This is a genomic window from Pseudomonas sp. NMI542_15 (assembly GCF_021283425.1).
GTDB classification, from domain to species: domain Bacteria; phylum Pseudomonadota; class Gammaproteobacteria; order Pseudomonadales; family Pseudomonadaceae; genus Aquipseudomonas; species Aquipseudomonas fortuita.
The window spans coordinates 1-14573 of the sequence record NZ_JAJSRO010000007.1; the positions used below are offsets into that span (position 1 = coordinate 1).

General features: G+C 61.1%; 12 protein-coding genes. 10 read left to right on the forward strand and 2 right to left on the reverse strand.

The features are described 5' to 3' along the window. The coding region (locus LU684_RS12460; RefSeq protein WP_232894690.1) for an Ig-like domain-containing protein at positions 1-1626 on the reverse strand (1626 nt) is incomplete at its 3' end. 189 nt (positions 1627-1815) lie between these two features. Next, positions 1816-3372 carry a nitric oxide reductase transcriptional regulator NorR gene (norR, locus tag LU684_RS12465; RefSeq protein WP_232894691.1) on the reverse strand — a complete coding sequence of 519 codons (1557 nt, stop codon included), beginning with the start codon at positions 3370-3372 and terminating at the stop codon, positions 1816-1818. 154 nt (positions 3373-3526) lie between these two features. On the opposite strand from norR, the gene hmpA reads away from it, so the two are divergent. The 10 genes from hmpA to LU684_RS12515 all read left to right on the forward strand — a co-directional run bounded on the left by hmpA (position 3527) and on the right by LU684_RS12515 (position 14282). After that, positions 3527-4705: an NO-inducible flavohemoprotein gene (hmpA, locus tag LU684_RS12470; protein WP_016484938.1), complete on the forward strand. Its 1179-nt coding sequence runs from the start codon at positions 3527-3529 to the stop codon at positions 4703-4705. 389 nt (positions 4706-5094) lie between these two features. Beyond that, positions 5095-5601, forward strand: coding sequence for a disulfide bond formation protein B (locus LU684_RS12475; RefSeq protein WP_016484939.1), 507 nt, complete (start codon positions 5095-5097; stop codon positions 5599-5601). Between the two features lie 560 nt (positions 5602-6161). Next, entirely contained in the window at positions 6162-7103 is a 942-nt protein-coding gene (gene cyoA / locus LU684_RS12480) for a ubiquinol oxidase subunit II (RefSeq protein ID WP_016484940.1), read from the forward strand. Between the two features lie 3 nt (positions 7104-7106). Next, on the forward strand, positions 7107-9125 hold the full coding sequence (gene cyoB / locus LU684_RS12485; RefSeq protein ID WP_016484941.1) for a cytochrome o ubiquinol oxidase subunit I: 2019 nt from the start codon (positions 7107-7109) through the stop codon (positions 9123-9125). A gap of 3 nt (positions 9126-9128) precedes the next feature. Continuing rightward, positions 9129-9755 (forward strand): cytochrome o ubiquinol oxidase subunit III, encoded by a 627-nt coding sequence (cyoC, locus tag LU684_RS12490; RefSeq protein WP_016484942.1) that lies wholly within the window; start codon positions 9129-9131, stop codon positions 9753-9755. Next, positions 9755-10087, forward strand: a complete 333-nt coding sequence (cyoD, locus tag LU684_RS12495) for a cytochrome o ubiquinol oxidase subunit IV (protein WP_016484943.1) — start codon at positions 9755-9757, stop codon at positions 10085-10087. Before cyoC ends, cyoD begins: the two co-directional genes overlap by 1 nt. Positions 10088-10098: 11 nt before the next feature. Next, the gene (gene cyoE, locus LU684_RS12500) at positions 10099-10986 is read left to right on the forward strand and encodes a heme o synthase (protein ID WP_232894692.1); all 888 of its coding nucleotides are present in this window, start codon (positions 10099-10101) and stop codon (positions 10984-10986) included. A 334-nt stretch (positions 10987-11320) separates the two neighbouring features. Continuing rightward, on the forward strand, positions 11321-12529 hold the full coding sequence (alaC, locus tag LU684_RS12505; RefSeq protein ID WP_145913339.1) for an alanine transaminase: 1209 nt from the start codon (positions 11321-11323) through the stop codon (positions 12527-12529). A gap of 115 nt (positions 12530-12644) precedes the next feature. Further along, the gene (locus tag LU684_RS12510; protein WP_232894693.1) at positions 12645-13772 is read left to right on the forward strand and encodes a hypothetical protein; all 1128 of its coding nucleotides are present in this window, start codon (positions 12645-12647) and stop codon (positions 13770-13772) included. A 126-nt stretch (positions 13773-13898) separates the two neighbouring features. After that, positions 13899-14282, forward strand: coding sequence for a YkgJ family cysteine cluster protein (locus LU684_RS12515; RefSeq protein WP_016501425.1), 384 nt, complete (start codon positions 13899-13901; stop codon positions 14280-14282). The last annotated feature ends 291 nt before the right edge of the window (positions 14283-14573 follow it).

The following is a 14573-nucleotide window of genomic DNA, read 5'->3' on the forward strand; positions in this document are numbered from 1 at the left end:
CACAGTGCCAGTGCCGATGAGAGTGCCTGCGGCATCACGCACCTGCACGGTAGCGCCCGGTTCGCCGCGACCGGTGAAGGTCACGCCGTCGGCCAGGGCCAGGTCAGTTGGTTGAGCCGGCGGCAGCAGGTCGGCTGAGGTGACCGAGCCCGGCTGGGACACGTTGCCAGCAGCGTCGGTCAGGGTCACTTGCAGGGCACTGCCGTCGTTCACGGCAGGGGCCAGGGCGATGACGAAGGTGCCATCCGCACCAACGGTACCCGTCGCGATGATGTTGCCTGCGGCATCACGCACTTGCACGGTGGTGCCGGCTTCGCCACGGCCGCTCAGCTGGCTGCCGGCCAGGCCGATGACCAGATTGGTCGGGGCCTCAGGCGGCGTGGTGTCGCCCCCGTCGATATCCGGCGCAGTGACCGCGCTGGCTACGGATGTATTGCCAGCGGCATCGGTCGCGGTGGCTTGCAGGACTTCGCCGTCAACCTGTGGGGGGTTGAGGTTGATGCTGAACACGCCGGTTGGGCCGACTACAGCCGTGCCCAGTTCGGTGCCATCGGCAGCCACGATACGCACAGTGCTGCCCGGTTCGGCACGGCCGGTCAGGACGGTGCCATCCGCGCTGACGGCCAGCTCGGTCGGGGCACCTGGGGCGGTGATGTCCGGGGCTGTGAATTCCAGTGGTATCGAACTGTTGCCAGCGGCATCGACCTGGCGGATGTCCAGTACCTCGCCATTGGCCTGGGCGGGCGAAAGGGTGAGGCTGAAGGTACCGTCGGCGTTCACCAGGCCACTGCCGATGAGGTTGCCGGCGGCATCGCGCACCTGCACGGTGGCGCCGGGTTCGCCGCGACCGGTAAGGTTGGCGCCCTGTTCATTGATCGCGAGGTCGGTCGGTGCCAGTGGCGCGGTTGCGTCCGGGGCGGTGACGGTGCCTGGCGCCGAGACATTTCCGGCGCCATCGGTCAGGGTGACTTCAAGGTTCTCGCTGTTGACCTGCGGTGGGTTCAACGTCACGTTGAAGCTGCCGTCGGCACCCACGGTGCCGCTGCCGATCAGGTTGCCAGCGGCATCGCGGATGTTAACCGTGGTGCCCGCTTCACCGCGGCCGCTCAGGCGCAGGCCATCCGGCGACACCAGCAGGTCGATAGGCGTGGCCGGTGCGGCGGTGTCGGGGTCGGAACCGCCGCTGCTGCCACCGCCGCCGTTGTTTGCCGCTGCCGCTGCGCCGCCCACGCCGAGCAGGCTGAGCCCGGCAATCGCCCAGGTCGGCATGGCACTGCCGGCGGTGCCGATACCCGCCACCAGTTCGTCCAGCGAGGCCACGTCTTCGAAGGTAAAGCCGGTGAACGCTGCCGCATCGTACTGGGCATGCCACAGGGTGCCGTCTTCGCCGACGAAGACCATGTCGCTGCCGACCCCGGCCTGGTCCACGGCGAAGAAGTTGCCGATGGTGACCTTTTCACCCGACTTGAGGGTGACGATCAGGTCCTGCCCGCGCTGGGTAACGGTAGCCACCTTGTCGGGAGATACCGGCATCTGCACGACGCCTGGCCCTTTGAGATTGATATTGCCCCAGGCGCTCTGCGTGGCGACTTCGGATTGCTTATCGGCGACGACGATGTTGTCCATGGATGCTCCCTGCTGGTATCCGGATCCCCCGGCCCGACTGTTCGGGCCACAACCGGCGTAACACACCCTTTCAGGGTTGTTAGGCGCAGTCTCGACCAGGCAGTCGAAAAACGGGTGGTTAGGGAGATATAGCAGCCGGGCAGGAAGCAACCAGATGGCTTTCTGGGTTAATCCTTTTGTAGGTGAACCTCAGCGAAGCCCCAGCCGGCGGGCCAATCGGCTCAGGTTTGCGCGGTCCAGGCCCAGCTCACGGGCGGCCGCCGCCCAGTTGTCCTGATGCCGTTGCAGGCAGGCTTCTATCGCCTGGCGCTGGTAGATATCGACCGCTTCGCGCAAGCCGCCTTCAGGCAATGCTGCCACCTGCAGCGGGGCTGCAGAGGAGGGTTGTGAGCCCGTTGTCGGGGGGGTAACGCGCAGGTCCAGGTCGATGGCTTCGAGGGTGAGGATACGTGGCCGGTCAGGGTGCTGGCCGAGCGCCTTGAGTGCCGAACGGCCAATCAGGTGTTCCAGTTCGCGCACATTGCCTGGCCAGTCGTAGGCGACCAGCGCGGTTTGGGCGTCGTGGCTCAGGCGCAAGCTGTTCAGGCCAAGTCGCGATCGGTTCTGTTCAAGGAAATAGCCAGCCAACAGCAGTACATCTCGAGCACGTTCGCGCAGGGGCGGCACGTGTAGCGGGTATACGCTGAGGCGGTGGTAGAAGTCGGCGCGGAAGTTGCCATTGCGCACTTCGGCAGCCAGGTCGCGGTTGGTAGCGGCGATCAGGCGCACGTCCACCCGGTGCTCGCGGTCCGAGCCCAGGCGTTGCAGCTGGCCGCTTTGCAGCACCCGCAGCAGCTTGGCCTGCACGGTGAGTGGCAGTTCGCCCACTTCGTCGAGGAACAGCGTGCCACCGTTGGCCAGTTCGAACTTGCCACGGCGTTCGCCGTGCGCACCGGTGAAGGCACCGCGTACATGGCCGAACAGTTCGCTCTCGACCAGGGTGTCGGGCAGGGCGGCACAGTTGAGGCTGACCAGCGGCTTGTCGGCGCGGCTGCTGGCCTGGTGCAGGGCCTGGGCCACCAGTTCCTTGCCAACCCCGGTTTCGCCGGTGATCAGCACGGTGAGGTCGCTGCCGCCGACCAGGCGGATTTCTTCTACCAGGCGCTTGTGTGCGGCGCTCTGGCCAATCAGCTCTTTGTCCTGGCCGCTGGCCTGGCGGTAGATCTCGGCGCGCAGGTGTTCGTCTTCAGCACGCAGGGCCAGGTGCTCGATGCGCTCGGCCACGGTAACGGTGGCGGCCGCCAAACTGGCGAAGGCCTGCAGGGCATCCAGCTCCAGGCTCTGGAATTGCCCGGGGGTGAGGGCGTCGAGGGTGACCAGGCCCCACGGGCGTTCATCGACCATCAATGGGCAGCCCATGCAGTCGTGCACTTCAAGGTCGGCATCTGCGGCGTTGACCAGGCCATCGTAGGGGTCGGGCAGTTCGGAGTCGCTGGCAAACCGGGTGGGTTCCGGTCGGCTGAGCAAAATCTGGAACCGCGGATGCTCACTGACCCGGAATCGGCGGCCCAGGGTGTCGGGGCTCAGGCCGTCCACAGCCAGGGGTACCAGCCATTCACCGTCCAGGCGCAGCAGCGCAGCGGCGTCGCACGGCAGCAGGCTGCGCATGGCCTGCAGCAGGCGGCGGTAGCGCTCCTGATCGGGCAAATCGCGGGACAGATCACTGACGAGGGGCAGCAGGGCGGTTAGCAACGGCTTTGTAGTCATATTGACTCCTGTAGGTCGATATGACTATACACCGAGCCGAGTCATTTTGACATGGACTGCATCAAGCCCTTGATTTTGCTGGCTGTGAAAGTTGGCACGAATGCTGAAACGGCAAGGGCAGTCATTTGAAGCCACAGGCTCAGGAGTTGCTGCAATGCTCAATGCCGAACAACGTGCAATCATCAAGGCCACTGTCCCCCTGCTGGAAAGCGGCGGCGAAGCACTGACCACCCACTTCTACAAGATGATGCTCAACGAGTACCCAGAGGTACGCCCACTGTTCAACCAGGCCCACCAGGCCAGTGGTGACCAACCACGCGCCTTGGCCAACGGCGTGCTCCTGTATGCCCGCCACATCGACCAGCTGGAGCAGTTGGGCGGCCTGGTTGGGCAGATCATCAACAAGCATGTTGCCCTGCAGATTCTGCCGGAGCACTACCCGATCGTCGGCAGTTGCCTGCTGCGCGCCATCGAAGAAGTGTTGGGCAAGGAAATTGCCACCCCGGCAGTGATCGATGCCTGGGCCGCGGCCTATGGTCAGCTGGCCGACATCCTGATGGGTGCAGAGGAAAACCTTTATAAACAGAAGGAAGAGGCCGAGGGCGGCTGGCGCGGTACCCGCGCATTCCGCCTGGTACGCCGCGAGCAGGAAAGCAGCGAGATCGTCTCGTTCTACTTTGTACCGGTGGATGGCAAGCCAGTGCTCAAGGCCGAGCCAGGCCAGTACATCGGCCTGAAACTGGACATTGACGGAGCCGAACAGCGCCGCAACTACTCCCTGTCGGCGCTGTGCGATGGCAAGGAGTACCGCATCAGCGTCAAGCGCGAGGCGGGCGGCAAGGTTTCCAATTACCTGCACGATCAGCTGGTGGTGGGCGAGACCCTGCAACTGTTCCCGCCTGCGGGTGACTTTACCCTGGCAGCCAGCGACAAGCCGCTGGTGCTGATCAGTGGCGGCGTAGGCATTACACCGACCCTGGCGATGTTGCAGGCCGCGCTGCAAACCCGGCGTGAGGTGCACTTCATCCACTGTGCGCGTAACGGTGCGGTGCATGCCTTCCGTGACTGGGTCGATGGCCTGGCGGCGCGTTATCCGCAGCTCAAGCGCTTCTACTGCTATGCGGAGCCTGCGGAGGGCGCCGAGGCCGATGCCGTCGGCCTGCTGAGTGAGGACCTGCTGGCCGAGTGGCTGCCGCAGGAGCGGGATGTGGATGCGTACTTCCTTGGGCCAAAGGCGTTCATGGCGGCGGTGAAGCGCCAGTTGAAGGGCCTGGGTGTGCCGGAGCAGCAGAGCCGCTACGAGTTCTTCGGGCCGGCGGCTGCCCTGGATTGATGCAACGCCTGTACCGGGCCCTTCGCGGGCTTGCCCGCGAAGGGGCCGGTACAGGCACAAATATGTATCCCAGCCACAGTACTCCTTCCTGCCTATATATAAGGAGAGATGAAAAGCGCCTGCTCAGCTTTCATCTTTAATCCTCCTTTAATCACGGTATCCTTCACTCCCGGGTGTCGAGGGGCTTGCCCCTGCGCGGTACCCGTGCAGCCGTTTTTTTGCCGCCCGGCGTTGAACCGACGTTGTTGCGGCCGGTCTCAGCCACACCGGATAGCCCTGCGCAGTGCTGTCACGCCGCTTCCTCGGCACGCTCAAAGGCCCTGCCCAGCGTGTAGACTTGCGCCCAGGCAGGCGGACCACGCTGCCACTATCCATCGAAGGAACCGGCAATGAACGAACAAACATCGCGCCTGAATCGGGAACGGCGCTTTCTGGTGCTGTTGGGCCTGATCTGCCTTTCGCTGATTGGCGGCGCCCTCTACATGCAAGTGGTACTGGGCGAGGCACCGTGCCCGTTGTGTATCCTGCAGCGTTACGCGCTGCTGTTCATTGCCGTGTTTGCCTTCATCGCCGCAGCGATGCCCGGGCGCCGCAGCCTGACCTTCTTCGAAGCACTGGTTGTGCTCAGCGCGATTGGCGGAATCATTGCGGCCGGCAACCATGTGTATATACTCGCCAACCCCATGGTCAGTTGCGGCATCGACACCCTCCAGCCGATCGTGGATGACCTGCCGCTGGCCAAGCTGTGGCCGCTGGCATTCCAGGTCGACGGCTTCTGCAGCACCCCGTACCCGCCACTCCTCGGTTTGTCGCTGGCGCAATGGGCGCTTGTGGCGTTCGTGCTCACCGCCATCCTGGTGCCGCTCGGGATCTACCGCAACCGACGCCAGGCTTAGACAAAAGTCCCGAATCGCATAGGGTCTTTTACAGCGCATGTGAAGAGGGAAAAGTCGCTCACCGCTTGATCCAGATCAATCACAAAGCCTTGTAGAATGCGGCTTTGAGGCCTGGCAAGCGGGGTGCGACAAACTGTCGCGAAGTTGAATTATCGAGCAGCATTGTTGCACATTCTGTAAAAGACTGTTGCTCAATAAGTCATAGTCAAGGGTTGGCGACCTCACTACAATCGCCCCCAATTTCCGTTCGGCACTGCTTGCGAGTCGCAGGATTGAAGGAAGCCCCAGCGCTCCTTTTTGCTGACTTCGTCAAGTTTCGCCCAACGGCGATACCGGGCGGACCCCCCTCCGCGTTTTCCCGCACCAAATGGACTTGGTCTGAAGTACAGGCCTGTTGCCTACGAAACCATAAGCACCGCTAACAACGCTTGAAGCCAAGGTCCTGCAGTCGGACCCCAGGCAGGAGCGAGTACGGGCGCAAAATGCCTCACTTGGCAGGACGAAGTGTTGGCTACCAAAACACAAATTGCATTGAAGCAAGCTGATCTAGAGGTCGTGAGATGAGTAAAAAGCGTTACCCCAGACTGTTTGGCATATTGCCCTTTTTAGGCATGCTTTTACTCAGTGGGTGCAACTGGACCCTGCTCGACCCGAAGGGACAGGTCGGCATTGAGCAAAAGAACCTGATCCTGATCGCTACCGGCCTGATGCTGCTGGTGGTTATCCCTGTGATCATCATGACCTTGGCGTTCGCCTGGAAGTACCGTGCTTCCAACAAGGCAGCCACCTACACCCCTGACTGGTCGCACTCGACCAAGATCGAGGCTGCGGTGTGGATCATCCCGATCCTGATCATCATCGCCCTGGGTTACGTCACTTACCACTCCACCCACAAGCTGGACCCGTACCGTCCGCTGGACTCGGACGTGAAGCCGATCCAGATCGACGTTGTCGCACTGGACTGGAAGTGGCTGTTCATCTACCCGGAACAGGGCATTGCCACGGTCAACAAGATCGTCTTCCCGGCTAACACCCCGGTCAACTTCCGCGTCACTTCCGACGCCGTGATGAACTCGTTCTTCATCCCGGGCCTGGGCGGCCAGATCTACGCCATGGCCGGCATGACCACCAAGCTGCACCTGATCGCCAACGAAAACGGTGTGTTTGACGGTATCAGCGCCAACTACAGCGGTGCTGGCTTCACCGGCATGAAATTCAAGGCTACTGCCACCTCTCAGGAAGACTTCGACAAGTGGGTCGCTGAAGTCAAGCAGTCGCCGAAGAAGCTGGACAAGGCTGAATACGACGCCTTGGCCAAACCAAGCGAAAACAACCCGGTCGCGCTGTATAGCGAGGCTTCGCCAGAGCAGTTCCAGCTGATCGTCGACAAGTACGAAGGCATGAACCGCGGTCGTAGCCACGAAGAAGCAGGCAGCAAAGATCTGGCCACAACCAAGGGTGTGGAATCGAGTATGCAACCAGCTGCCGGTGCAGAGGAGTAAGAGATGTTCGGTAAATTAAGCCTGGAGGCGATACCCTATCACGAGCCGATAGTCATGGTGACGCTTGCCATGATCGCGCTCGGCGGTATCGCTGTCGTCGGTCTTATCACCTATTTCCGCAAGTGGACCTACTTGTGGAGCGAGTGGCTGACTACTGTCGACCACAAAAAGATCGGCGTGATGTACATCATCGTCGCGATGGTCATGCTGCTGCGCGGCTTTGCCGACGCCATCATGATGCGTACCCAGCTGGCTGCCGCTACCGGTGGCTCCGAAGGCTACCTGCCGCCTGAACACTATGACCAGATCTTCACCGCTCACGGTGTGATCATGATCATCTTCATGGCGATGCCGTTCTTCACCGGCCTGATGAACCTGGCGGTTCCTCTGCAGATCGGTGCACGTGACGTTGCCTTCCCGTTCCTGAACTCCCTGAGCTTCTACCTGCTGCTGGCAGGCGTGCTGCTGGTCAACATCTCGCTGGGCGTTGGTGAATTCGCCAAGACCGGCTGGGTTGCCTATCCGCCGCTCGCAGGCATTCAGTACAGCCCTGGGGTGGGTGTCGACTACTACATCTGGGCGCTACAGCTATCCGGACTGGGTACGACGCTTACCGGCGTGAACTTCCTCGTCACCGTGATGAAGATGCGCGCACCTGGCATGAAGCTGATGGACATGCCGATCTTCACCTGGACCTGCACCTGGGCCAACGTACTGATCGTTGCTTCGTTCCCGATTCTGACTGCTGCACTCGCTCTGCTGACTGTTGACCGTTATCTGGACTTCCACATTTTCACCAACGAGCTTGGTGGGAACCCGATGATGTACGTCAACCTGTTCTGGGCGTGGGGTCACCCTGAGGTTTACATCCTGATCCTGCCGGCCTTCGGCGTGTTCTCGGAAGTTACCTCGACGTTCTCTGGCAAACGCCTGTTCGGCCATCACTCGATGATTTACGCATCGGGCGCGATCGCCATCCTTGGCTTTGCGGTATGGCTGCACCACTTCTTCACCATGGGTGCCGGCGCCAGCGTCAACACCTTCTTCGGCCTGGCGACGATGCTGATCTCCATCCCGACCGGTGTGAAGCTGTTCAACTGGCTGTTCACCATGTACCAAGGCCGTGTGCGCTTCACCGCACCGATGCTCTGGACCCTGGGCTTCATGGTCACCTTCTCCATCGGTGGCATGACCGGCGTACTGCTGGCCGTTCCGGGTGCTGACTTCGTTCTGCACAACAGCCTGTTCGTAATTGCGCACTTCCACAACGTGATCATCGGTGGCGCGGTATTCGGCTACATCGCCGGTTTCGCCTTCTGGTTCCCGAAAGCCTTCGGTTTCACCCTGAACGAGAAGTGGGGCAAAGCTGCCTTCTGGTTCTGGCTGTCGGGCTTCTACGTTGCGTTCATGCCGCTGTACGCCCTGGGCTTCATGGGCATGACCCGTCGTCTGAACCACTCCGACAACCCACTGTGGGAACCCTACCTATACGTAGCCGTTGTCGGCGCCGTGCTGATCCTGTTCGGTATCGCTTGCCAGCTGATCCAGATCTTCGTGTCGGTTCGCGACCGCAAAGACAACATGGACGTCACTGGCGACCCATGGGGCGGCCGTACCATCGAGTGGTCCACTTCGTCGCCACCGCCGTTCTACAACTTCGCTCACATGCCTGAGAAAGTTGGTCTGGACGCCTGGCACGAAGCCAAGGAAGCCGGTGTTGCGTACAAGGTCCCGGCCAAGTACGAAGCGATCCACATGCCGAGCAACACCTCCACCGGTCTGTTCATGGGTATGTTCCTGACCGTGTTCGGCTTCGCCTTCATCTGGCACATCTGGTGGCTGGTGGGCGCGAGCCTGTTGGCAACCATCGCAGTCTTCGTTCGCCACGCTGCACGTGACGACCAGGGCTACATGGTTCCGGCCGAAGAAGTGGCGCGCATCGAAGGCGAGCGTATGAAAGCGCTGGCCAAAGCAGGTGCTCTGCCTGCCGGCGCACGTGTCGAATCGTTTGAGCGGGTGTAATCAATGTCCAGTCAAGTAATGCACGGCGGCGCTGCTCATGGTCACGACCATGGGCATGACGACCACCACCACGACTCGGGCCAGATGACCGTACTGGGTTTCTGGCTGTACCTGATGACCGACTGCATCCTGTTTGCGTCGCTCTTCGCCACCTACGCGGTGCTGTCCGGCAGTTTTGCCGGCGGCCCGTCGGGTCATGACATCTTCCAGCTCGATTTCGTAGCTGTTGAAACGCTGTTCCTGCTGCTGTCCTCGATCACCTTCGGCTTCGCCATGCTGAAGATGTTCGATGGCAAGAAAGCCGGTGTACTGGGCTGGTTGGCTGTGACCTTCCTGTTCGGTGCAGGCTTCATCGCGATGGAAATCTATGAGTTCCATCACCTGATCAGCGAGGGCTTCGGCCCGCAGCGCAGTGGCTTCCTGTCGGCGTTCTTCGCCCTGGTAGGTACCCACGGTCTGCACGTGACTGCCGGCCTGATCTGGATGGCAATCATGATGTACCAGATCAACAAGCATGGCATCACGCCGACCGCCAAGACCCGCATGAGCTGCCTGAGCCTGTTCTGGCACTTCCTGGACGTGGTCTGGATCTGCGTGTTCACCGTCGTCTACCTGCTGGGGGTTCTGTAATGGCTAGCGCACACGACACTCATCACGAAGGTAACCACGGCAGCGTCAAGTCGTACATGATCGGCTTTGTCCTGTCGATCATCCTGACTGCGATCCCGTTCGCACTGGCCATGACCGCCAGCCTGCCGAAGAACCTGACCGTTCTGATCATTGTTGCCATGGCCGTGATCCAGGTAGTTGTACACCTGGTGTACTTCCTGCACATGGACCGCTCGAAAGAGCAACGCAACAACGTGTCGACGTTCCTGTTCACCGTACTGGTAATTGCACTGCTGGTCGGCCTGTCGCTGTGGATCATGTTCAACATCCACATCGAAATGATGGCCAAGTGAGGTAAGACTGCATGTCCGTTAAGCACTTTATCCAAATCACCAAACCGGGGATCATTTTCGGTAACGTGCTTTCCGTGGCAGGCGGTTTCTTCCTTGCCTCGAAGGGCCATGTGGACTTCGCCTTGTTCCTGGCGGTGGTGATCGGTACTTCGCTGGTGGTTGCGTCCGGATGCGTGTTCAACAACTGCATCGACCGTGACATCGACCACAAGATGGAGCGCACCAAGAACCGCGTCATGGTGCAGGGCGGCATGTCGCTGCCCCTCGCGCTGATCTACGCCACCCTGCTCGGGGTGGCGGGTTTCAGCCTGCTGTATGTCCAGGCCAACCCGCTGTCGGCGTTCTGCGCAGCTGTAGGCTTCATCGTCTACGTCGGTTTCTACAGCCTGTGGCTGAAGCGTAAATCGGTGCACGGCACCTTGGTCGGCAGCCTGTCGGGTGCCATGCCTCCGGTGATCGGCTACTGCGCCGTAAGCAACAGCTTCGACCTGGCTGCGGTAACCCTGCTGGTGATGTTCAGCCTGTGGCAGATGCCGCACAGCTTTGCCATCGCCATCTTCCGCTTCAAGGATTACAGCGCTGCCAACATCCCGGTCCTGCCGGTGGCACGTGGCATCCTCGCGGCGAAGAAGCAGATCGTGCTGTACGTGCTGGCCTTCGTGCTCGCCACCTTGATGCTTACCCTCGGCGGTTACGCCGGCCTCGGCTACCTGGCCGTGGCAGCTGCCATGGGCCTGTACTGGCTGTACATGGCCTGGGGTGGCTACAAGGCAGAGGACGACAGCAAGTGGGCCCGCAAGGTGTTCAGCTTCTCGATCCTCACCGTCACTGCCCTGAGCGTGATGATGGGCGTGGACAGCCAAACCGCTGCGGACGTGCTGATGACCTACGCACGCTGAAACTGCTGCCTGTTTCACGAAAACCCCGGCCATGTGCCGGGGTTTTTTTATGCCTGTCTTCCTGTGCCGGCCCTTTCGCGGGCTTGCCCGCTCCCACAGGTCGGGCGCAGGTCCCAGGGCTGTGAGTAACCCTGTGGGAGCGGGCGAGCCCGCGAAGAGGCCAGCACAGGAAACATGAAATCTGGCTTTTCAAATAATACGTCTGAAAATATATGACAAAACAGGAAAATGTCCTTTACATATTTTATGTTTCGGCATTATCTTCTGAGTCAGGCCGCCACATCGGCCAACGTCGCTCGGACGGTTCCGGGCGCTTACGTCCTCAGAGGAAGCCATGGCTAACCCAGGTTCGCCGCGCCGCTTTGCGCGCATTGATCGTCTCCCCCCTTACGTTTTCAACATCACTGCCGAGCTCAAGATGGCTGCCCGCCGCCGTGGCGAAGACATCATCGACCTGAGCATGGGCAACCCCGACGGCGCTACACCGCCGCACATCGTCGAGAAGCTGGTGCAGGTTGCCCAGCGGGAAGACACCCACGGCTATTCCACCTCTCGCGGTATCCCGCGTCTGCGCCGGGCCATTTCCAACTGGTACAAGGAACGCTACGAGGTCGACATCGACCCGGAAAGCGAAGCCATCGTCACCATCGGCTCGAAAGAAGGCCTGGCCCACCTGATGCTGGCCACGCTCGACCAGGGCGACACGGTGCTGGTGCCCAACCCCAGCTACCCCATCCACATCTACGGTGCGGTCATCGCCGGTGCCCAGGTGCGTTCAGTGCCGCTGATACCGGGTGTGGACTTCTTCAACGAACTCGAGCGGGCGATCCGTGAGTCGATCCCCAAGCCGAAGATGATGATCCTCGGCTTCCCGTCCAACCCCACTGCTCAGTGCGTGGAACTGGACTTCTTCGAGCGCGTGGTGGCCCTGGCCAAGCAGTACGACGTGCTGGTGGTGCATGACCTGGCCTACGCCGACATCGTCTACGACGGCTGGAAGGCCCCGTCGATCATGCAGGTGCCTGGTGCCAAGGACATTGCCGTAGAGTTCTTTACCCTGTCCAAGAGCTACAACATGGCGGGCTGGCGGATCGGTTTCATGGTCGGCAACCCCGAACTGGTCAGCGCCCTGGCGCGCATCAAGAGCTACCACGACTACGGCACCTTCACCCCGTTGCAGGTGGCTGCCATTGCCGCGCTGGAAGGCGATCAGCAGTGCGTGCGCGACATTGCCGAACAGTATCGCCAGCGCCGCAACTTGCTGGTGAAAGGGCTGCACGAACTGGGCTGGATGGTTGAGAACCCCAAGGCGTCGATGTACGTGTGGGCGAAGATCCCTGAGCAATATGCACATATGGGGTCGCTGGAGTTTGCCAAAAAACTCCTGGCCGAGGCCAAGGTGTGCGTGTCGCCGGGCATCGGTTTTGGCGAATATGGTGATGACCATGTGCGCTTTGCCCTGATCGAGAACCAGGACCGCATACGCCAGGCCATCCGCGGGATCCGGCAGATGTTCCGGGCTGATGGGCTGGCTCGCAAATAAGCCAGTTGGGGCTGCCAGGCAGCCCCATATCTACCCCAGGGCGAGCTTTCCGCCTGCATTTCCCCGATCTGCCTACCTATCTTCAGCACTCATTTCTCACCACAGAGACTCCCCAATGAGTGTGTTCACCGCCTATTTCTGCGGTACCGGTTCTCACCGTTTCGACGACGCAAACCCCAACTTCTGGAACGGCGAGCTGGTCTCGACCCTGGCCGCAAATGACGAGGGCCGCGAATTTGCCCACTGGATCGCCGTAGACGGCCCAGGCAGCGGCAACCTTCAGGATGACAACCTGTTCGTAGAACCCGGTGGCTACTTCAACTGGACCGGCCAATTGTTCGGCCGCGGCTGGGAAGAAAACGTCAACCATGTGCTGCAGGTGATCAAAGGCGAAAGCAGTTGGCAGCGCACCAAGCTGAGCGAGGAAGAATACCAGCGGCTGAAGGACGCTGGTGTACCTGTACCGGACGTTTCCTCCACGGCCTCGTGGTTCTGGCGCACCTACGACTACGGTGATCGCCAGCCAACCCCGCAGGCGTTGCAAGAGCGCATCATCAGCATGTTCCGCAAGCCGCGCATTCCAACCCAGGTGAACCTGGTGGGCTGGAGCCGGGGTGGTATCAGCTGCCACATGCTGGCCAACGCCATGGCAAATGACCCGGTACTGCGGGAGGTGCCGGTGAATATCTTCGCCATCGACCCGGTGCCGGGTGTTGGCAATGTGCAGGCCGAGCGCATCGCGCTAGCGCAGAACGTGCGTGAATACGTCGGCTTCTATTCGCGGGATGAGCGGTCCAAAGGGTTTGCCTGCGTAATTCCTACCGTCGCCAGTGGCACGCAGATCTGCATTTATCCAATGCCGGGGCGTCATGCCACGCTGGTGGGTAATGCATCGGTCGATGGTGCCGGCGATGGCAATGTGCTCAAGGAACCCGGGCTTATCGTTCGCCATTTCGCCGAAGTCTGCCTGACCCGCTGGGGTGTTCAACTGGGCAAGCGACTGGCCCTGGATGACCGCCAGGTGATGGAATATCACCAGGCCATGGCCGCAGCCGAAACGCAGTACCAAGCCATGCGCAGCAAATCGTATACGGTGCTGACCGAGGGGGAGAAGCACGACCGGTTGGTGCATTGCGGCGAAGCCCGCACGCACTTCAGCAAGGTGTGTGGTGATGCCTATGACCCGACCGAAGGCCTGGCGCTGCAGCGTTGGGATGCCTCCACCTACAAGGCATTGCGCTGAATGAAGCGGGCGGCCGGATCAGTGGCGAAATTTTTTGCGTGTGCCCTCTATCCAGCCGCCCCCGGTTCGATTGAAAATGGCGCGGCGGGCCAGCCCCGATAACAACAACCTTCCCTCCGTGGCATCATGTCTGAATATAACCCTTGCCTTGACTGCGGCGCCTGCTGCGGGTACTTCCGTGTGTCCTTCTTCTGGGGCGAATGCCAGTCTGCCGGGGGCGTTGTGCCGGACGATCTGGTGGTACAGATCAACCCCACCCGCGTTGCCATGATCGGCACCGATGCCAAGCCCTGCCGTTGCGTCAGCCTTGAAGGCGAGATCGGTAAGGAAGTTGCTTGTACCATTTACGCCAACCGCTCCAGCCCTTGCCGCGAGTTCGAAGCATCGTGGGAGGGTGGGGTGCACAACCCCAGCTGCGACGATGCGCGGGCGGCGTATGGGCTGCCACCACTGACGCCGCCAGGCGCCAACGAGCCGCATTGGCCGGATGATGGGGCTGAGGTGGCCTGAAGTATTGATCAGCCTGACGCGGTCAATGTGGGAGCGGCCTTGTGCCGCGAAAGGGCTGCACAGCAGCCCCGGCAATTCCCGCAGCGCCGCTGATACCTAGGGGCCGCTGTGCGGCCCTTTCGCGGCACAAGGCCGCTCCCACAGGGATCGCGCTAGCCATCAGCTGTAAGAAAATTCTGAACCTGAAACCAAATGCTTCAGGTTGCCAGGGATTGGGAATTATCCTACGACCTCAGTCGGATGCCGTCTGATAGGCAAGTACCTACCTCAGAGATAACGTTCCAGCGTCGC

Excerpts from the sequence above, each read along its gene's own strand:
- norR (WP_232894691.1), bottom strand. The coding sequence starts at position 3,372 with ATGACTACAAAGCCGTTGCTAACCGCCCTGCTGCCCCTCGTCAGTGAT.
- hmpA (WP_016484938.1), top strand. The coding sequence starts at position 3,527 with ATGCTCAATGCCGAACAACGTGCAATCATCAAGGCCACTGTCCCCCTG.
- LU684_RS12475 (WP_016484939.1), top strand. The coding sequence starts at position 5,095 with ATGAACGAACAAACATCGCGCCTGAATCGGGAACGGCGCTTTCTGGTG.
- cyoA (WP_016484940.1), top strand. The coding sequence starts at position 6,162 with ATGAGTAAAAAGCGTTACCCCAGACTGTTTGGCATATTGCCCTTTTTA.
- cyoB (WP_016484941.1), top strand. The coding sequence starts at position 7,107 with ATGTTCGGTAAATTAAGCCTGGAGGCGATACCCTATCACGAGCCGATA.
- cyoC (WP_016484942.1), top strand. The coding sequence starts at position 9,129 with ATGTCCAGTCAAGTAATGCACGGCGGCGCTGCTCATGGTCACGACCAT.
- cyoD (WP_016484943.1), top strand. The coding sequence starts at position 9,755 with ATGGCTAGCGCACACGACACTCATCACGAAGGTAACCACGGCAGCGTC.
- cyoE (WP_232894692.1), top strand. The coding sequence starts at position 10,099 with ATGTCCGTTAAGCACTTTATCCAAATCACCAAACCGGGGATCATTTTC.
- alaC (WP_145913339.1), top strand. The coding sequence starts at position 11,321 with ATGGCTAACCCAGGTTCGCCGCGCCGCTTTGCGCGCATTGATCGTCTC.
- LU684_RS12510 (WP_232894693.1), top strand. The coding sequence starts at position 12,645 with ATGAGTGTGTTCACCGCCTATTTCTGCGGTACCGGTTCTCACCGTTTC.
- LU684_RS12515 (WP_016501425.1), top strand. The coding sequence starts at position 13,899 with ATGTCTGAATATAACCCTTGCCTTGACTGCGGCGCCTGCTGCGGGTAC.